The organism is Pseudomonas sp. ANT_J12 (genome assembly GCF_008370045.1).
Classification (GTDB): Bacteria; Pseudomonadota; Gammaproteobacteria; order Pseudomonadales; family Pseudomonadaceae; genus Aquipseudomonas.
Window position 1 is genome coordinate 475,424 of the sequence record NZ_VOBN01000002.1, and the last position, 18,865, is coordinate 494,288.

The 18,865-nt window shown below is 57.0% G+C and carries 21 protein-coding genes; 7 read left to right on the forward strand and 14 right to left on the reverse strand.

Features of this window, described 5'->3' with window-relative positions:
• Positions 1-4 precede the first annotated feature (4 nt).
• Complete coding sequence (locus FQ192_RS07950) at positions 5-445, reverse strand: AAA family ATPase (RefSeq protein WP_178129034.1); 441 nt, start codon at positions 443-445, stop codon at positions 5-7.
• Positions 446-1,482: 1,037 nt separating this feature from the next.
• Between FQ192_RS07950 and FQ192_RS07955 the strand changes: the two genes are divergently transcribed.
• Both FQ192_RS07955 and FQ192_RS07960 read left to right on the forward strand, forming a co-directional pair.
• Entirely contained in the window at positions 1,483-1,812 is a 330-nt protein-coding gene (locus FQ192_RS07955; protein WP_149658093.1) for a hypothetical protein, read from the forward strand.
• The gene (locus FQ192_RS07960) at positions 1,813-2,373 is read left to right on the forward strand and encodes a hypothetical protein (RefSeq protein ID WP_149658094.1); all 561 of its coding nucleotides are present in this window, start codon (positions 1,813-1,815) and stop codon (positions 2,371-2,373) included. It abuts the gene before it with no gap.
• Between the two features lie 89 nt (positions 2,374-2,462).
• Here the strand turns inward: FQ192_RS07960 and FQ192_RS07965 are convergent, their stop codons facing one another.
• From FQ192_RS07965 to FQ192_RS07985, 5 genes are all read right to left on the reverse strand, one after another.
• Positions 2,463-3,179 carry a CPBP family intramembrane glutamic endopeptidase gene (locus FQ192_RS07965; RefSeq protein WP_149658095.1) on the reverse strand — a complete coding sequence of 239 codons (717 nt, stop codon included), beginning with the start codon at positions 3,177-3,179 and terminating at the stop codon, positions 2,463-2,465.
• An 81-nt stretch (positions 3,180-3,260) separates the two neighbouring features.
• Complete coding sequence (locus FQ192_RS07970; protein WP_149658096.1) at positions 3,261-3,560, reverse strand: hypothetical protein; 300 nt, start codon at positions 3,558-3,560, stop codon at positions 3,261-3,263.
• A 65-nt stretch (positions 3,561-3,625) separates the two neighbouring features.
• Positions 3,626-3,814 carry a hypothetical protein gene (locus FQ192_RS07975; RefSeq protein WP_149658097.1) on the reverse strand — a complete coding sequence of 63 codons (189 nt, stop codon included), beginning with the start codon at positions 3,812-3,814 and terminating at the stop codon, positions 3,626-3,628.
• Positions 3,815-4,115: 301 nt separating this feature from the next.
• Complete coding sequence (locus FQ192_RS07980) at positions 4,116-4,484, reverse strand: PH domain-containing protein (RefSeq protein ID WP_149658098.1); 369 nt, start codon at positions 4,482-4,484, stop codon at positions 4,116-4,118.
• A gap of 12 nt (positions 4,485-4,496) precedes the next feature.
• Entirely contained in the window at positions 4,497-4,949 is a 453-nt protein-coding gene (locus tag FQ192_RS07985) for a hypothetical protein (RefSeq protein ID WP_149658099.1), read from the reverse strand.
• 378 nt (positions 4,950-5,327) lie between these two features.
• Here FQ192_RS07985 and FQ192_RS07990 point away from each other — a divergent pair, with 378 nt between their 5' ends.
• From FQ192_RS07990 to FQ192_RS08005, 4 genes are read left to right on the forward strand one after another with little or no spacing between them, the layout of a single operon-like run.
• On the forward strand, positions 5,328-5,807 hold the full coding sequence (locus FQ192_RS07990; protein ID WP_149658100.1) for a formate dehydrogenase subunit gamma: 480 nt from the start codon (positions 5,328-5,330) through the stop codon (positions 5,805-5,807).
• Positions 5,804-7,336, forward strand: coding sequence for an NADH-quinone oxidoreductase subunit NuoF (locus FQ192_RS07995; RefSeq protein WP_149658101.1), 1,533 nt, complete (start codon positions 5,804-5,806; stop codon positions 7,334-7,336). The genes FQ192_RS07990 and FQ192_RS07995 overlap by 4 nt, the downstream gene beginning before the upstream one ends.
• Positions 7,333-10,215, forward strand: a complete 2,883-nt coding sequence (gene fdhF / locus FQ192_RS08000; protein WP_149658102.1) for a formate dehydrogenase subunit alpha — start codon at positions 7,333-7,335, stop codon at positions 10,213-10,215. The genes FQ192_RS07995 and fdhF overlap by 4 nt, the downstream gene beginning before the upstream one ends.
• The gene (locus FQ192_RS08005; RefSeq protein WP_149658103.1) at positions 10,212-10,433 is read left to right on the forward strand and encodes a formate dehydrogenase subunit delta; all 222 of its coding nucleotides are present in this window, start codon (positions 10,212-10,214) and stop codon (positions 10,431-10,433) included. The genes fdhF and FQ192_RS08005 overlap by 4 nt, the downstream gene beginning before the upstream one ends.
• A gap of 55 nt (positions 10,434-10,488) precedes the next feature.
• Here the strand turns inward: FQ192_RS08005 and FQ192_RS08010 are convergent, their stop codons facing one another.
• The gene (locus tag FQ192_RS08010) at positions 10,489-11,238 is read right to left on the reverse strand and encodes a type IV pilus biogenesis/stability protein PilW (protein WP_149658104.1); all 750 of its coding nucleotides are present in this window, start codon (positions 11,236-11,238) and stop codon (positions 10,489-10,491) included.
• 199 nt (positions 11,239-11,437) lie between these two features.
• Between FQ192_RS08010 and FQ192_RS08015 the strand changes: the two genes are divergently transcribed.
• The gene (locus FQ192_RS08015) at positions 11,438-12,700 is read left to right on the forward strand and encodes a VWA domain-containing protein (protein ID WP_149658105.1); all 1,263 of its coding nucleotides are present in this window, start codon (positions 11,438-11,440) and stop codon (positions 12,698-12,700) included.
• A gap of 54 nt (positions 12,701-12,754) precedes the next feature.
• Here the strand turns inward: FQ192_RS08015 and FQ192_RS08020 are convergent, their stop codons facing one another.
• The 7 genes from FQ192_RS08020 to FQ192_RS08050 all read right to left on the reverse strand — a co-directional run bounded on the left by FQ192_RS08020 (position 12,755) and on the right by FQ192_RS08050 (position 18,850).
• Positions 12,755-13,942 carry a DUF4236 domain-containing protein gene (locus tag FQ192_RS08020; protein WP_149658106.1) on the reverse strand — a complete coding sequence of 396 codons (1,188 nt, stop codon included), beginning with the start codon at positions 13,940-13,942 and terminating at the stop codon, positions 12,755-12,757.
• 72 nt (positions 13,943-14,014) lie between these two features.
• Positions 14,015-14,998 carry a lysozyme inhibitor LprI family protein gene (locus tag FQ192_RS08025; RefSeq protein WP_149658107.1) on the reverse strand — a complete coding sequence of 328 codons (984 nt, stop codon included), beginning with the start codon at positions 14,996-14,998 and terminating at the stop codon, positions 14,015-14,017.
• 62 nt (positions 14,999-15,060) lie between these two features.
• Complete coding sequence (locus tag FQ192_RS33960) at positions 15,061-16,044, reverse strand: hypothetical protein (RefSeq protein WP_178129036.1); 984 nt, start codon at positions 16,042-16,044, stop codon at positions 15,061-15,063.
• An 89-nt stretch (positions 16,045-16,133) separates the two neighbouring features.
• Entirely contained in the window at positions 16,134-16,712 is a 579-nt protein-coding gene (locus FQ192_RS08035) for a TerD family protein (RefSeq protein ID WP_133840490.1), read from the reverse strand.
• 32 nt (positions 16,713-16,744) lie between these two features.
• Entirely contained in the window at positions 16,745-17,320 is a 576-nt protein-coding gene (locus FQ192_RS08040) for a TerD family protein (protein ID WP_149658108.1), read from the reverse strand.
• A 33-nt stretch (positions 17,321-17,353) separates the two neighbouring features.
• Positions 17,354-18,388 (reverse strand): TerC/Alx family metal homeostasis membrane protein, encoded by a 1,035-nt coding sequence (locus FQ192_RS08045; protein WP_149658109.1) that lies wholly within the window; start codon positions 18,386-18,388, stop codon positions 17,354-17,356.
• A gap of 12 nt (positions 18,389-18,400) precedes the next feature.
• On the reverse strand, positions 18,401-18,850 hold the full coding sequence (locus FQ192_RS08050) for a tellurite resistance TerB family protein (RefSeq protein ID WP_149658110.1): 450 nt from the start codon (positions 18,848-18,850) through the stop codon (positions 18,401-18,403).
• Between the last annotated feature and the right edge of the window lie 15 nt (positions 18,851-18,865).

Below are 18,865 nucleotides of genomic sequence, written 5' to 3' on the forward strand. Positions count from 1 at the left end.
TTCATTAATTCACAATAGTTATACTTTCGAATCTCTCCCCATCGGATGGCGGAGAGATTCGCGCGTATAACATCTCTACCATTTCATCAGAAACCACGCGTTCAGTCGCCCTCATTTTATTTCGTTCCAAACAATCGCTCAGCGAGGTAGCGATGTATATGGCATGTACTTTAACACTACCTCCAAAACCAAAAAGAAAAGACCGAGCCTCTAGCTCATTAAAGTAAGTTGTATCAAGTACAACATCTTGTCTCAATGCTACTTTCCCTGAAACAATATTTTTTATCTCCTGCAAAACTTTTTGTCTAATCTCATAAGAGCGTATCGAACCAAACATAGACTCTCGAATCACATCACACGACACAACTTGAACATTTGTAAAATTCCTTGAGCAGTAATGGCTTTTCCCTGCCCCAGGCGAACCTAACAAAAGATATATATTCACTTGACCAACCTCCTTCTTTGCAAAATCTACAGGGTTACGCCAAGACAAAATTCATTACAAGTAAACTCTCAGAACAATATACCTCCTTCCCAAGTGCTTGAAACATGACTTTCTTTAATAGCACGCACGTAACCACTTAAAAGAATAGTAATGCGGTTCGTTAGCTTCTTAAATAAACAGCCATACCAATCGCCGATCCCAGCCATTTTTTTAAACTTAATAAGCTAGCCCATCTAAAAATAAAAACCTATGAATATGACTGGCGATATACGCACCACCATGATACATGCCTTGCCTCAGGGTGCTCCGTATAAAACATCTATCTCTTCATACTTTTATAGATATCACTACCTGGCATATCTTCCGTCGAAAAGTTTCCAAACTCACTGGATTTTTCGATTCGACTACGACTTGAGGCTTTGTTACTAAAAACAACCATCAAACTTACACCAGAGCCTAGACCAACTAAGAAGGTTAGGATATGCGTCAAATATTCCATTTTATATCACCAATATTTTTCGGTATCTCCTGAGGCTCTAAGCGTATCAGAGCACCACAATTAGGTCTAGTTAACATGTAACGATATGGTACTAACACTCGCTAGGGTTCTAAGGGTACCGTTCCTCCAATCCGCGAGGTGGCGCCTTTGGGAAAGGTCCGTCTAAAGCAGCGGAAAGCCATTGTAGTATGCATGGCAAAAAAAATGCACTTCGTCGGAAATACAGCAGCCAAAACGATAGTCTCCGACGACCTTACTGAGAAAATCTATAAACGTGCAAAGTATGGATATACGTACACAAAAACATGTACAGCGAAATTAATATTTTACAATCAAACAGTTAAATAATATATTGAGTCCCCCTCGGGGCACCAAAATTAAGAAAGGCCTTGCTTAGCAAGGCCTTTTTTTTTCGCCTGCAATAAAGTGGCTGACACCCCACCGACCTGTAGGAGCTGCCGAAGGCTGCGATCTTTTGATCCTGCCTTTAAGGCGCCACACCCAAACTCGCCCAGCCAACGAATCAAGGATTCACACAATGGAATTGCCACTGGAAACCGTTGCCCTATTCGCCCTCAAGCTGGCTTATGAGCGAGAGGGTGAAAGCCCGATCCTGCGCGATGATCCGATCATGAGTGATTATGAGCGGGAGGTTTTTGGGTTGTTGGTGCGGCAGGGGGATGTTGAGGGGATTCAGTTTCGGGTGGGGCATTGTGTGGGGTTGGCGTTGGAGGCTATTGGTGGTGTTGAGATGCCGCTTGGGCGGGAGTTGCATCGGTTGGCTGCTGATTTCAGCGATGCGCGGACGATGGAGCAGCTTGAAGCGCCGGTCAATGCGCTTAGGGAATATTTGAAAGACATTCAGTGAATGACGAGCCCGCGTGCACACCAGGCGTTTCCGTCTTGTCTTGAACAAGAGGCGAAGGCTCTCGACCAGGTTGTGGGCCAACTCAGCCAGGCGCGTGTGGCAATGGATCGATTCATAGAGGTTAGGGGCGGTGAGGAGGAAATGGTCATTCCCTACCGGGTTTATGACCAAGGTTATGAGGAAGTATTTGCTCACCTGACTGAAACCCAGAGCATTTTGTTTTCGTGTCTTCTAACACGGCACCACGATGGTCGTGTGCGACAGCGTCATCTGGAACGGATTCTCTCGGTGCGTGAACCGTGGGTTGTGCCGTTCGTGGTTCAGTTGATGGGCGAGTACGTCATCGAAATTCTGGAAACCGTTGAAGCGCATCTGCCCACGCTCGATCCGGAGCTCTACGGTCGTTTCATTCGAGACAATCAAGCGTACTTTCAGACGACGCAAGCGCGCATGATCAGTTACTGGGATTGTTACTACCGAGGACGGCACCCAAGCCAGTCCGACTATGCTGGATTCCGGCTATTTTCCAAATTCCGCGAGTTTAGGAACAGTACTCATTAATATTCGGCCAAGGAACCGCAATAAGCGGCTCCTGTTCTTGAGATGAAAAGAATTTTTACATTTCAAAATTTCACATTAGGCATAACGACTCATGAGTAAAAGACGGGATACAACCCAACCGCAAGAATCGATGCACATGCGTGCATGACCATCGGCACTAACAGTCCGCCCGTGAATACTCGCGCATAGGCAAGCATCAGCGCCAAAACAAACAAAGACACCAACGTAGTCACGAATGAATATTGCAAATGAATCGCTGTAAACACGAGCGCGGTTACAACAATCGCCACGGACTTCCAGACAGCGTTATTGAAAGGAAACACATTCATTAAAAAATGTCGAAATGCCAACTCCTCACCAAATGGCGCGAGTACGGCAATTAGCACAAGTAGAGATACGCTCTCTACCGCCTGTCCACCTCTGATCGCTACCATGAAGTCAGCCATGAACGGTTCAGCAGGCTGTCCAATCAGGCTCACAAATCCATAGCTCAAGACATAAAGAATGACGACACCCGCAACGCCGACAGCAAGCGCCCTGAATGAGAAGTTCTCACCTCTAAAACTGTTGCTGGTCTGATCATTGCGCCGCAGAATCAAGTAAAGCCCACCCATTACAACACAAGCCAAAAGATGAGCACCGAACAAGGCAAACGCGGGGTCCATATACTTGAAAAATATATAACTTCCACACGCCTGCGCCACAAAATACAATACAAAGCCACCTAATGCGACAATCACTCTTGCAACGCCTTTCGTGGAGATATACGGGGATCGTTTAAAATCCATACTTACCAACTCACTCACAACATGACTCCCAAACACTGATAAATGTAGAGGGCGATACTAAAAAACGTCACCCAATCACCACTCGCTTTCACTGGAGAACTATTTCTTACTCTTCTGAGCAGTAACGGCTGCACCTTCGGTGAGCCAATTCCCCAAAAAGCGACTACCCAAGGCGCCAAACACGATGATGCCAAGCAACGAAGAAATCTGACCTGATGGATTCAATCCGGTACTGTACATCACTAAGGTATTACCCACGGCAATAATCAACAACACAATGCCCGTGCACCCCCAACCCACTGTGGTATGCCATTTCCAACGCACCATAATAATTAATAACACACCAATCACATCAAATACCACGCACAGGCTTTTCGCTAATTCGACGATAACATCCATCTAACGCTCCTTCCCTTTTAATAAACACCGACTTATTAGCCACATCACTTAAGAGCCAATTTTAATTAGCTGTCATTGCTGCTCACCGCCTCGATTGGATAGATATTGGTCACCATGAGCGCGGTTTTAACATCCTCAATCTCAAACATATCTGTCCCGGCAAAAACCATCCCTTTCTGGGGCAGGCGCCGAAGCGTGAAAGCTGTGTCGGAAGGAGTAATAGACGGGCGCAGAGCCGTGAGGGCGTCTGGCATGGTGTAGTCCTTTACGAGGCTGGAACAATGGCGCAAAGCTACTATTTTGCTATCTTGCCGTCTACTGAATGTGGCAACCAGTAAAGGAATGGCCTGACTGAAGATCAAAACAGGCTCTGACCACGTTCCGCCTCTGAGGTTGTTTGAGTCCGAAAAACGGGTGCAAATTGCCTGTGATGACGGCAGTAGGTCAGCATTGGCGTTGGCTGAGCTGGCGCATTCGCGAGCAAGCTTCGCTCCTACATTGGATGGTATTTAGGCAGTTTAAGCCCCAAGTTTTCGGGGCTTTTTCGTGTTTGGGTCAGAGGACGTGTTGGGAGATCAGTTTTGAGATTTCGACCATCGATGTCCGGCCGGTGAATTCGAATTTCACTTTGCCCAGTGACGAGAAGTAGATCTCCAGTTCTGAATCCAGGTCGAAGGTGCCGGAGGTTTCCACGGAGTACGCGACGATGTTTTTGTAGGGCAGTGAGGTGAAGTCTTTTTTGCTGCCGGTGATGCCCTGGACGTTGACGGCGATGATGCGTTTGTTGGTGAAGACGACGCCGTCGCGCATGGATTTGTAGGCGTCGATGACGTGTTCGCCGTCGAGCAAAAGGTCGGTAACGCGTTGGGCGTATTCTTCGTTTTGTTTGAGTTTGAAGAAGCCCTTGTTGTTGAAATCAATCATTTGTCGCTCCTGTTATTCGATTTGAATCGGTCCTTTAGTCCCGGCGTCGCTGTCCATCCAATAATCCTGATTCTGCAAGCGCCGATCCCCCTGAATGGTGAAGGTGATCTTGCCCTGGCGGAACTGGAGCGTGCCGTCGGTGCGTTTGGCGTTGACCCGTTTGCCGTTGACCCAGACTTGTTCTTTGGCGTCGATGCGGATGGTGGCGACGGTCGCGCCGGCTTCGCTCTTGGCCACCCATTGCCCGACGTAGGGGGTTGGGGTGCTGGGGGTGTCGGTGGCGGGGTTGGTGAAACCGGCCTTGGCGTTTTCTGCCTTGGATTTGTGGATATCGCAGCCTTGGGTTTCGCTGACTTGGGTGCAGCCGGATTGCTCCAGTTGTTTGCGGTATTTGTCGTTGATGGCGTAGGCCGGGGATTGGGCGGCGATCAGGATGACCAGCGCCGGCAGGATGGCTTTCTTCATGTTGACTCCTTGGCGATCAGTTCGCGCCGAACGGCATCGTACGTTCACTGTAGTGGATGGGTGTGCAGTGCTTGTGCCACAAAAGATTTCAGACAGTGCGCGCCTTGGTCAGTGCTCTTCTAGACTTAACGGGTGGTCGTGGAAAGAACCGAGCACGTCGCTTTTGTGCAGTTGAACCGATGCCAGCGTGGCAAGCTGCAATTTATGCCCTGAAGAGGTGCGGCGAAGACCGTACCGGGCCCAACAAGATGCCCGCTCAGGGTGCCTGGCCACCGGCCTGAAAATGCCACGATACCGTGACGTGGTGTGAACGCCGCAGCCGACACTTTCGGACAACCGACGACCTTCTGGTGTGTCCGTGACCGTGAGGAATGCTGTATGCCTGATGAGATGTTGTTGCACCTGCCGCTGGTCAACAGCCTGTTGGAGCGCCATAAAGGCTCTGCGGGTGCGCTGTTGCCGATTCTTCATGATATTCAGGCTGGCCTCGGTTACATCCCCGATGCCGCCATTCCCGAGATTGCCCGCGCCCTGAACCAGAGTCAGGCCGAGATTCGTGGGGTGATCAGTTTTTACCATGACTTCCGTACCGCGCCGCCGGCCCGACATATCTTGCGTCTGTGCCGCGCCGAGTCGTGCAAGAGTCGCGGCGCCGAGCAACTTGCCGCGCAGTTGCGTGAACGTCTGCAACTGGATGATCACGGCAGCAGCGCCGACGGCCGTATCAGTTTGCGTCCGGTGTATTGCCTCGGCGCGTGTGCCTGTTCGCCGGCCCTGGAGCTGGATGGTCAGGTGCATGCGCGGTTGAGCGCCGAGCGTCTGGATGCATTGCTTGATGCTTGCCGGGAGGACGCATGAGCCTCTATCTGCCCTGTGATTCCCTGGCCCGCGCCGTCGGTGCCGATGAGGTGGCGCTGGCCCTTGCCAGTCCGGACCTGCAACGCACCAGTTCTCGCGGCCTGTATTGGCTGGAGCCGCTGCTGGAAGTGGACACGCCGCAAGGTCGGATCGGCTTCGGTCCGCTGACGGCGGCTGATGTGCCGTCCGTGCTTGATGCGCTGCAAGGGGAGCCTTCCGCCCATCCGCTGGCCTTGGGCCTGGTGGAAGAATTGCCTTATCTGAAGACTCAACAACGCCTGCTGTTCGCCCGCGCCGGCATCACCCGACCATTGTCGCTGGACGATTACCGAGCCCACGGTGGTTTCGAGGGTTTGAACAGGGCCGTCACGATTGGCGGCGATGAAACCGCGACGGCAGTGTTCGATTCAGGCCTGCGTGGCCGTGGCGGCGCGGCGTTCCCCGCCGGGATCAAATGGCGCACGGTTCGCGCGACCCAGGCTGCGCAGAAATACATCGTGTGCAACGCCGACGAAGGCGACTCCGGCACCTTCGCCGATCGCATGTTGATGGAAGGCGATCCTTTCCTGCTGATCGAAGGCATGGCGATTGCCGGCATCACCGTCGGCGCCAGTTACGGCTACATCTATGTGCGCTCGGAATATCCACAGGCGGTTGCGACCTTGCGCGAGGCGCTGGATATCGCCCGGGCCAACGGTTACCTCGGCGCCAATGTCGGCGGCAGCGGTCTGGCCTTTGATATGGAAGTGCGGGTCGGTGCCGGCGCTTATATCTGCGGTGAAGAAACTGCGTTGTTGGATTCGCTTGAAGGCAAGCGCGGGATCGTTCGCGCCAAGCCACCGATTCCGGCATTGAAGGGATTGTTCGGCCTGCCAACCCTCGTACACAACGTGCTGACCCTGGCCTCGGTGCCGCTGATTCTGGCCAAGGGCGCGCAGTTCTATCGCGACTACGGCATGGGCCGTTCCCTCGGCACGATGCCTTTCCAACTGGCGGGCAACATCCGTCACGGCGGCTTGGTGGAACGGGCCTTCGGCCTGACCCTGCGCGAACTGGTGGAAGGCTACGGCGGCGGCACCGCCAGTGGCCGGCCGCTGAAAGCCGCGCAGGTGGGTGGCCCGCTCGGCGCGTGGGTGCCGCCCGCGGATTTCGATACACCGCTGGATTACGAAGCCTTCGCCGGCATCGGCGCGATGCTCGGTCACGGTGGTGTGGTGGTGGCAGACGACAGCCTGGACATGGCGCACATGGCGCGTTTCGCCCTGCAATTCTGCGCCGAGGAATCCTGCGGCAAATGCACGCCGTGCCGCATCGGTTCGACTCGCGGCGTTGAGGTCATCGACCGCATGCTGGCCGCGCCGGACCAAAGCGGTCGCGATGAACAGGCGATCATCCTCAAGGACCTGTGCGACACGATGCAATACGGTTCGCTCTGCGCCTTGGGCGGCATGGCGCCGTTCCCGGTCGTCAGCGCCCTCAAGCACTTCCCCGCCGACTTCGGTCTGCAATCTTCGGAGGCCGACCAATGATCACCCTCTTCGACCCGAACACCGATATCGACCTGGGCACCCCGGCTCGCGAAAGCCAGGTGCAAGTCACCCTGAACATCGACGGCCGCAGCATCAGCGTGCCCGAAGGTACGTCGGTGATGCGCGCCGCGGCGCTGCTGGGCACGACCATTCCGAAACTGTGCGCCACCGACAGCCTCGAAGCGTTCGGCTCGTGCCGGATGTGTCTGGTGGAAATCGACGGCATGCGCGGCTACCCGGCGTCCTGCACCACGCCGGTCACTGAAGGCATGAGCGTGCACACGCAGACGCCGAAGCTTGCGACGCTGCGCCGCAATGTCATGGAGTTGTACATCTCCGACCACCCGCTGGATTGCCTGACGTGCTCGGCCAACGGCAATTGCGAGCTGCAAACCGTCGCCGGTCAGGTCGGCCTGCGGGAGGTGCGTTACGGCTATGAAGGCGAGAATCATCTGGCGGATGTGAAAGACACGTCCAACCCGTATTTCGACTACGACCCAAGCAAGTGCATCGTCTGCAACCGCTGCGTGCGCGCCTGCGAAGAAACCCAAGGTACCTTTGCCTTGACCATCACCGGGCGCGGGTTTGAGTCTCGCGTTTCCGCTGCGGGTGGCGAGAACTTCCTCGATTCGGAATGCGTGTCCTGCGGTGCCTGTGTGCAAGCCTGCCCGACCGCGACCCTGATGGAAAAATCGGTGGTCGAATTCGGCCAGCCTGAACGCAGCGTGATCACCACGTGCGCCTATTGCGGCGTGGGCTGCTCGTTCCGCGCCGAGATGAAAGGCGACAAACTGGTGCGCATGGTCCCGGACAAAAACGGTCAGGCCAACCACGGTCACTCTTGCGTCAAAGGACGTTTTGCCTGGGGCTACGCGACTCACCCGGATCGCATCACCAAACCGATGATCCGCAACCACATCAACGACCCGTGGCAGGAAGTCAGTTGGGAGGAAGCGGTGACCTACGCCGCCAGTGAATTCCGCCGCTTGCAGCAAAAGTACGGCCGCGACTCGATTGGCGGCATCACGTCCAGCCGCTGCACCAACGAAGAAACCTATCTGGTGCAAAAACTGGTGCGCGCCGCGTTCGGCAATAACAACGTCGACACTTGCGCGCGGGTCTGCCACTCGCCGACCGGTTATGGCTTGAAACAAACCCTGGGCGAGTCCGCCGGGACCCAGAGTTTCGACTCGGTGATGCAGGCCGACGTGATCCTGGTGATGGGCGCCAACCCCAGCGACGCCCACCCGGTGTTCGCTTCCCAACTCAAACGCCGCTTGCGTGAAGGCGCGCGGCTGATCGTCATCGATCCACGGCGCATTGACCTGGTGGACTCGGTGCATGCCCGCGCCGAACTGCACTTGGCGCTGCGTCCGGGCACTAACGTCGCCATGCTCAACGCCTTGGCCCATGTCATCGTCACCGAAGGTTTGCTCGATCAGGCCTTTATCGACGCCCGTTGCGAGGGCAGCGATTTCGCCCGTTGGAGCGAGCAGGTCAGCCGTGCGGAAAACTCGCCGGAAGTCCTTGGCGAGATCTGCGGTGTGGCCCCGGCCGACATTCGCGCCGCCGCCCGCCTCTACGCCAGCGCCGATAACGCAGCGATTTATTACGGCCTCGGCGTTACCGAGCACAGCCAGGGCAGCACGGCGGTGATGGGCATCGCCAACCTGGCCATGGCCACCGGCAACATCGGCCGCGAAGGTGTGGGCGTGAACCCATTGCGGGGCCAGAACAACGTTCAGGGCTCTTGCGACATGGGCTCCTTCCCCCACGAGTTGCCAGGCTACCGTCACATTTCCAACGAGGTGGTGCGGGCGCAGTTTGAGCAGGCGTGGAACGTCACCCTGCAACCGGATCCGGGCCTGCGTATTCCGAACATGTTCGAGGCTGCTCTGAGCGGTAGCTTCAAAGGTTTGTATTGCCAGGGCGAAGACATCGCCCAGAGCGATCCGAATACCCAGCACGTGACTGCGGCGCTGTCGGCCATGGAATGCATTGTGGTGCAGGACATTTTCCTCAACGAAACCGCCCGGTTCGCCCACGTGTTCCTGCCGGGCAGCTCGTTCCTGGAAAAGGACGGCACATTCACCAACGCCGAACGCCGCATTTCGCGCGTGCGTAAAGTCATGGAGCCGCTCGGCGGCAAGGCCGACTGGGAAGGCACCGTGGCCCTGGCCAATGCGCTGGGCTACCCGATGAACTACAAACATCCGTCAGAGATCATGGATGAAATCGCCAGCCTGACGCCGACCTTCACCAACGTCAGCTACGCCGAACTGGACCGCCACGGCAGCCTGCAATGGCCGTGCAACGCCGCTGCGCCGGACGGCACGCCAACCATGCACATCGAGGAGTTCGTGCGCGGCAAGGGACGTTTCATGCTCACTGGCTACGTGCCCACCGAGGAGAAGGTTAACAATCGTTATCCGCTGCTGCTCACCACCGGGCGCATCCTCAGTCAGTACAACGTCGGCGCGCAGACTCGGCGCACCGAGAACGTGGCCTGGCACGACGAAGATCGTCTGGAAATCCACCCGACCGACGCCGAGAGCCGTGGCATTAACGAAGGCGATTGGGTCGGCATCGGCAGCCGCGCCGGCCAGACCGTGCTGCGTGCGCGGGTCACCGAACGGGTCGCCCCGGGCGTGGTGTACACCACGTTCCACTTCCCGGAATCCGGGGCCAACGTCATCACCACCGACAACTCCGACTGGGCCACCAACTGTCCGGAGTACAAGGTCACCGCCGTGGAAGTCAGCCGCGTCTACCACCCTTCCGAGTGGCAAAAACGCTATCAGGCCTTCAGTGACGAGCAGGACCGCTTGCTCAAGGATCGCCGCCAGGCACGTGGCGCTAAAGCGGAGGTGCGTCGATGAGCACGGCCAACCTGATCAAAATGGTCAACCAGATTGCCCAGTACTTTGCCACTGAACCGGATCAGCAACAGGCCGTGCTCGGCGTGCGCAATCACCTGCAACTGTACTGGACGCCCGGCATGCGCAAGGAATTGCTGGCCTGGCAGACGGAGCATCATGGGGAAGACTTGCACCCACTGGCGCAGGCAGCGGTCAGTGGAGCGGGTTGGGAAGCTTAGGATTTAACAGCCTTTGGATCAGCCCCGAGCTTTTCGGGGCTTTTCCTCTTTGCAACTACAGCTCGACCCGCTGATAAGTGCCGTCAGCCCCCACGTTATGGCCAAAACCGCAGGACTCACCCGCCGTGCGCGTGACCGTGAGCACATCCTTTTTAATGTCGAAGTCGTACTCACAATCGCCTTCGTCTTCCCCACTCATGGCGTAATGCGCCTTGCCGTTATCAAACGCTACTACCGTTGAAAACTCACCGAGATTGGGACCGTAATACATCGCCATCATGCCGGCGTAATAACCCTGGAAATCAACCTGGTACTGCTTGCCTTGTGGCTTGATCGTCATCGAGTTCCATAACGCAGCCCCGGCGTATTGCCAATACCGCCCTTCTGGTTTACTCGACAACTTCCCCAGCGAGTTGTTGATATCGCCACTGATCTTGCCCAGGTTGAAGATCGACTTTTTGTCGTTGGGCAGAATGCTCAGCCACGCCCGGGCTTTCAGGTAGTTGCCTTCATGGATGTAAGTCAGCGCAACGTTGTTGTAGGCCGTCGCCAGTTTTTCTTCGTCCAACTGACAACTCTCGGACCAGCCGGCCTGCTGCTCATACTGCGCCCGGGCCTTGGCGTATTGCTTGAGCTTGTAATACTTGCCGCCCTCGGCGGAATACTCGCTGATCTTGAGGCAATTGGCGGTCACCTCCTCGTCGGTAATCTCCGCATGGGCAAAAAACGGCGCAGTCAGAAGCAGGAGGATCGCATTCACCTGTATCAAGCGACGCACTGACGGATAGAAGTGCTTAATGTCCATATTGTTTTTCTCTGTTTAAAAGTCGGCATGCCCAGCGGTGCGGAGGGTAGCGTGGCCAAGTCACCGAGACAATCAGGGGCCCCCGTACATCCTCCGCCAGCGTCGATAAACTTCCCCCCAATTCGCGCGGCTACTCCCGCATAATCCCCGCACTTCCCATGACGGCCTTCACCCGGCGCACCCACTACAAGGACGCAACATGCAAATCAGCCAAGGACAACGCCTACCCTTGTCCAGCCTTATGCAGGGCTCGCAACTTATCCTCTCGATCAACGTTCAGTCGCCCCATGTGTTGGACTTCGTGTGCTTCGGCATCGATGCACAGGGCAAACTTTCCGATGATCGCTACATGGTGTTTTTCAACCAGCCGACGACACCGTGCAACAGCGTGAGCATGGCCAACGGCGGTGACTTCACCCTCAACCTGTCGAAACTGCCCACCAGCATCGATCGCCTGGTGTTCACCACCTCGATCGACGGTGCCGGCGCGATGCGCGACATCCAGGCCAGCAGTTTCAGCATCAAAAGCCTGTCCGGCGAAGTCTTGGCGCAATGCCCGTTCTCGGGCGCCACCTTCGCCGACGAAAAAGCCATCATGGTCGTCGAGCTCTATCGCAAGTCGGGCGAATGGCGCCTGTCGTCCAACCTGCAAGGCTTTAACGCGGGCCTGGATGCGCTGGTGAAACATTTCGGCGGGGATGTCGCTGACGAACCGGCGCCTGCTCCCGTGCCGACACCGGCTCCCGCGTCCAAAGCAATCTCCCTTGAAAAGAAGATCGGCGACGCCGCTCCGCACTTGGTCAGCCTGGCAAAGAAAGCCCAGATCAGCCTGGAGAAAGCCAAGCTCACCGACGTCAAAGCGCGGGTCGGCCTGGTGCTGGATGCGTCCGGGTCCATGAACAACCAGTACCAGACCGGCCGCGTCCAGGAAGTGGTCAATCGACTGCTGCCGCTGGCGCTGCACTTCGACGACGACGGCACCCTCGACTGCTGGGCGTTTGGCGCCGAGACACAGCAGTTGTCCGCCGTGTCACTGGCCAATCACAAAGACTTCATCAAAACCGACCGCGGCGGCTGGCAGGATTGGGCGTTGGGCGCCCGCTACAACGACGAGCCCAAAGCCATCAAGAAGGTCATCGACTTCTACAAGAATTCCCGGGACACCACGCCGATCTACATCCTGTTCATCAGCGATGGCGGCGTGTCGGCCAGTGGCGCGATCAAGAAGCTGATGATCGAAGCGGCCAAGCTGCCGATCTTCTGGCAGTTCGTCGGCATCGGCGGCCACAACTACGGCATCCTGGAAAAGCTCGACACCATGACCGGCCGAGTCGTCGACAACTGCGGTTTCTTCGCCCTGGACGACCTGCACGACATCAGCGAAGAGCAGCTGTACGACAAGCTGATGGAAGAATTCCCGCAGTGGCTGAAGGACGCGAAGGCTAAAGGCATTATTTTTTAAGCCTGACCCCGCCCTCTCCCGCAGTGCATTGCATCGCACTGCGGGAGCGGCATTTCAGTCCAGGTCCGACAGTTCGAACGGGCTGATCTCGCGGAACCGGGCGGAACGGTCCAGGCTGACCCGCGCGCCAGCTGCAATGAATGTCGCCGCGGGATCCAGCTCGGCGAGTCGTTGGAAGTCGATACCGCCCCACTGCTCCCGCGTGACCATCGCCGACATCACGTACTGATCCTCGACCAATGCAGTGGCCGGGTTCGTGCGCTGGATGTACCCCGACACCAGGCATGTCTGTATCGCCGGCAACAACGCAAACACCTCGCCCACCACCCTGAACAACGAACCATGGCACAGCGCTACGAAATCCCGGCGGACCTGGGCGTCCGTGCGATTTTTGAATGACAGCTTGCCGTTGCCCCGCGCTTCAGCCGTGCGACGCGGCACTTCGTTCTCATCGGGCAGATCGACGTCCAGCGCGATCCCGGTGACATCCTGAGTGAACGCGTAAGCAACCTGCGTTGCCTTCGGCCAGGCAATGCCGCTCAGCACGTAGTCCAACGCCGCTTCCATCTGCGCACTGAAGCCTTTGGCGGCCAGACGAAAGGCCTTCTCGATGTCCGCCCGGTCCTTTTCGTGCGTGTCGCGGGCCGCCGTCCAGTCGAGCAGATCGCTTTGATACTGCGCCTCAGCGGCTTGCGTCAGTGCCTCCATCCGCGCCGAGCGCAAGAGCAACCGATCCACCAGCGAAGGGTCCTGTATCACCGGGGGCGAAGGTGGGTCGATGGGAAACGGTGCCGGAATGGCGGGCGGTGTGTTCGGCGCCGGGGTCGGCAAGTGAACCCCGAGGCATTGCTCCAGCTCAGTGTTGATCTTTTGCGCCGCCCGCTCCAGCAAATCCTGGATCGCGTACGCCTGCTCGACCTTGACCCGCTTGATCACGGCTGTGGGAAGCTCGTTACCGTCAAGATCGGTGAGTAACAGCGTGCCGTCATCCTCCACCGATAGCTTGACCGAGCCACTGTAATCACCGGGCCCGGACGCCGTAGAGCCGGAGCTGCGCGGCCGGTCGATGCGCTCACGATAGGAAAGCCCCGTGCCCGGTAACCCGGCGTTGAGGTAGGTGCCATGCTTGCCCATCGTCATGCTCAAGCCTCGCGGCCCGATGGAAGTACTCAAACCCGAGGGGCTGATGCTGAGCCGAACGCCGGGAATGATCGTGATCCGTTTGCTGAATCTGAAGCCCATGATTGCTCCCCGTCCGAACGCGCAAGCGCTGGGCGAATCCCGGCGCCTTCCTTGTATGGCTTCGGCGATGAACTAGACGCGCCCGGCCATGTAGTCGTTGATCGATGAAAAATGCCGATGACGGCAAATCCAGCCCGAGAAGAATACGAAGATTGATGTGCACGCAATCATCCAGCCGCGCTTGCGGCGGGCTTCACGCTGGTTGCGAGAACCACCTGCCAATAGCAGCGCCATCATCACGAAGTAAATCGAGAGCAAGCCGATTTTGGCGAACAGCGCGAGCAGGAAATACAGCGACACACCATTGCTGCGGTACGTTTGAACGATCACTTGCAGGGCCATCAGTCCGGCAATGACCAGCGCACCAATGACCGCGTAGTTCTTAGGCACTTCAAAAAAGATCAGCGCAAAGTACGAGCCAATGCCGATGGCCGGGGTGAGACTTGTCCACAGGGCGTCGGTGTAATCCTGGTAAATGGTCATCGATCCGCGGTGATGCAACCATACCGCGACCGCGAGCAATAACAGCACAGCAAGGCCGGCCAGTTTCAATGGCAACAGCGCGTGGGGATCTTTTGCGCTCGTGGGACTTGTGGTCGCAACGCCCGCAGGCGCTGTCGTCGAGTTTGAAACCGCCGGGGTCGGCAAAAGGCTCGCTGTTGGCACGCCTCGATCCACGACGTTTTTGGGTGGCGGCACAGGCGCAGTCACAACGGGCTTTTTAGCAGGCGTGACCCTTGGCAACCCGGCGGCCATCTGCGCTTCGACGCGAGCCGACATCACGCCAGCAAGGCAATCCGTCGTCGTGCAGCTGTTTCGCTGCGTCAACCAGTCCCGTTGCTCCTGGCGCAGGGCGGTCTTGTCCGTCACCCGATCGAGCGCCTGGACATAAAGACTGTTGATCTGCTCATCCAGGCGCGAGAGTTGCGGGCTTTCACAAATCCGCTGTTCTACAGGCTTTGTGGCCTTGGCGCAGTCAAAACTGGTTGCTTGCGCTGTCCCCAGCAGCAGGCCACAGACCGCAATGGCCATTCGGATTCCAATATCCAGTTTCATTGAGTTCCCTTCATCTGGTTAGCCGCACCCCACCACATCGGGCAAGGCGCGCCCTGAGTGATTCAACCTTGTTTAAGCGGCGCTTCGCGCAGTTCTTCGAGGCGGTTGCCGTCCCAACGGTATGTTTGTTTCGACTCCAGTGTCGGGCAGCAACGGGCGTCCTCCGGTCCCACTTCAAGTGAGCTGACGCTGATGGTTTTGTCATCGAGCACCTGCAGGTCGGTGACTGCGCCGTTGACCACAGTGCTGCCCTTGAAATCGAAGGCGCCGTTGTTCGAATAGAAGATGCCCAGGGACGAAAACGAACCATTGCCCCCACCCTGCCCTTCGATGGTGTAGATCACCAAGGCATCGTCCTGGCCGTCGCCATTGAGGTCGGCACGAAGGATTTTGCGGCCTTCCTGATATTCGTCGCCGCCCTCTTCACGGGTCGCAACGTTTATGGCGTTGGAAATAGCGGCGTCCAGCGACCCGGCGATTGGCGCGGGTACTGCCTGTGGAGGTGCAGCCGGAGTCGGCACGGGCGCCGGGGCCTGGACGACTGGCGCGGGTGCAGGGGCCGCAAGCCGTGGCGCTATCCCTTTGGATTTGGCCTCGGCGACAAATTTCTTGAGAACGGCATCGCGAATCGCTTGAGCATCTTCATAGCCGATCAACATGTTTCTGGAACCGGAGAATGGCTGGCCATCGCCCAGGAACCAGCGTGCAAACCAGCCGGGGCGCATGTTTTCCTGCTGCTCGATGGCGCGATCGAGGACCTTCTCGCTGACGTCCACGTACAGCGCGTACCCCTCATCGCCGAACGCCTTCAACATCTCGTCTTTCTGGGCCCCGACCTTTGTCTTCATGACTTCCAGCATGATGATGTTGGTATCGACCAATTTGCTTTCGCACTCATTGGTGTAGTTGCCAAAGCAGGTTTCTTTGTATTCCTGAACCGCATTGTTGAGCTTGAAGTCGTTATACGCCCCACAACCTGCCAATAACATAAGGGCTGCGGTTGCCAAAAAGGCCCGATTTCTCATATCCCTGAATCCTTTTTCCATTAACCCGAACGCGATGCTCGGGGTTTGAACAAGATCGACACCCCAAAAAAAGCCCCGCTCGAAAGCGGGGCTTCTTCAACCCGAATGGGTTAGCCGATGCTGACGCCGTGGGCTTCAGCCAGTGGCTTCAGGCCGCCGGCGAAACCTTGGCCGATCGCCTTGAACTTGAACTCTTCACCGCTGCGGTACAGCTCGCCAAAGATCATGGCGGTTTCGGTGGAAGCGTCTTCGCTCAGGTCGAAACGTGCCAGTTCTTTACCGTCAGCCTTGTTCACAACGCGGATGTAGCCGTTGGACACCTGGCCGAAGTTCTGTTTGCGTGCATCGGAGTCGTGGATGGTGACCGCGAATACCAGCTTCTTCACCAGCGGAGCCAGGGAGGTCAGTTTGACCGTCACTTGCTCGTCGTCGCCTTCGCCGGCACCGGAGCGGTTGTCGCCCATGTGTTCGACGGAGCCGTCAGCCGACTTCTTGTTGTTGTAGAAAATGAAGCTGTTGTCGTCGAGCACTTTGCCGTTTTCGCCTACGACGAAAATCGACGCATCGAGGTCGAACTCGGTGCCGTCAGTGACGCGAGGATCCCAGCCCAGGCCCACGAGCACTTCGGTCAGACCCGGTGCTTCTTTGGACAGGGATACGTTGCCGCCTTTGGAAAGACTTACAGCCATGGTTAGTTTCCTTATTCAATGGACCGAGGGGTTTAGAAGTTCATACCGTACGAGTTGGCCAGCGCCTTCAGGCCACCGGCAAAGCCCGAACCAACGGCACGGAATTTCCATTCGCCGTTGTTGCGATACAGCTCGGCGAAGATCATCGCGGTTTCGGTGGAAGCGTCTTCTGCGAGGTCGTAACGCACGATCTCGGCACCGCTGATTTCGTTGACAACACGAATGAACGAGCCGCCGACCTGACCGAAGTTCTGCTTGCGTGCATCAGCGTCGTGGATGGTGACGGTGAATGCGATCTTGTCGATGTCGGCCGGAACGCGGCTCAAGTCGATTTTCAGTACTTCGTCGTCGCCATCGCCAGCACCGGTGCGGTTGTCACCGGTGTGCTCGATGGAACCGTCAGCGCTTTTGAGCTGGTTGTAGAAAATGAAGTCGGCGTCACCACGCACTTTGCCGTTGGCACCCAGCAGGAACGCACTTGCGTCCAGGTCAAACTCCGTGCCGTCAGTTGCGCGTGGATCCCAACCCAGACCGACCAGAATCTTGGTCAGCGAAGGATCGGTCTTCGATAGGGACAGGTTGCCGCCTTTTTGAAGAGTCAGTGCCATGAGTACAGCTCCTTGTGGTTAATGCGTTTTGAATTACTGATTGTCAGCCGGGGCAACTTCCTTTTCGGGGAAGATCACGCTGGCGAAAATACCGATGGCCAGCACTACGACAACGATGATCAGGCTGGTGTTCGGATCGATGTTGTAGCCGTGGTGGAACAGGTGGTCAGTCGCATTCAGGCCCAGCTTTACCGCGATGAAGAAGAGCAGCGCGATAACGGCTTTTTCCAGGTGCACCAGGTAGCGTTTCAGCGCTTCCAGCACAAAGTACATGGTCCGCAGGCCGAGGATGGCGAAGAGCATGGCCGAGAACACGATCAGCGGTTCGCGGCTGACGGCGATGACGGCCGGGACGGAGTCGAACGCAAACAGCACGTCGGACACTTCCATGACCACCAGGCACAGGAACAGCGGCGTGGCGAACAGACCGCCCTTGGCCGCCAGCGACATGCCTTTGTTTTCCGGCTTGGTCAGCTCGGCTTCCAGCGTCTTGCGACGCACGAAGAAGTCATGGCCATGCAGTTTCGGCCACACCGGGAACAGCTTCTTGGCGAAGCGGTACGCCATGTGCGTGGAGTAATCTTCTTCCTCTTCGTCGTCACCGCCGCTGCGCAGCATCATCACCGCAGTCCAGGCCACGATCAGTGCAAACACCACTTCGACCCAAGGACCCAGCGCCAGCAGGCCGGTACCGATGGCCACGAAGATCAGGCGGAACACGATCGCGCCGATGATGCCCCAGTACAGGACACGGTGGCGCAGGCCGTTCGGCACTTTGAACCAGGCGAAGATCGCCATGAACACGAACAGGTTGTCCACGCTCAGGACTTTTTCCAGCGCATAGCCGGTGATGAACAGGGTCGCGACATCCGGGCCATGTTCGTAGTACAGGAACCCTGCGAAGCCGAACGAGATGAGAATCCAGAACACCGACCAGGCTGATGCTTTGGCGAGGCTGATCGGCTGGTCACCGCGATGGGTGAACATGTCGAGGATCATCGCGCCGAGCGCCAGCGCCACGAATACAGCGATGGTCAGCGGGGGGAAACCCAGGTGAGAAACTTCCACAGTTATTGTTCCTTAGAGTTCAAAGTCAGCCGGGGGTAAGCCCAGCTCGAGGCAGATCAGGCGGCAAACGGCTTTTTCCTTGTCGTCGAAATTACCGTCCGACGCGCCGATGGCGCAGGCAACACGGACCAGCAGGCGACCTGCGCCGTCCTTGCCCTTGATCTTGCTGATGTTTTTCAGGGCTTCGGCCTGACCGATCTGGAAGTCGAATTCGAACTTGCCGCACGCGTCGTTGAAGACCTTGATGACGTCAGTCAGGTTGAACACTTTCAACTCGGGCGAGTTGTTGATGAACCCGGTCATTTTCATTTTTTCAGCCGAGCTGACTTCACCGTCCGCCGCCGCAACCATGGCGCAGCTGTTGGCAACCGCTTCCATGAACTCTCTGTTCTTGAACTTGGCCACTTCGGTGGTCAGCTTCTCGCGGGCAAGCGCCGCGTTTGTTTTCAACCATGACAACATGTTGTTCACCTCTAG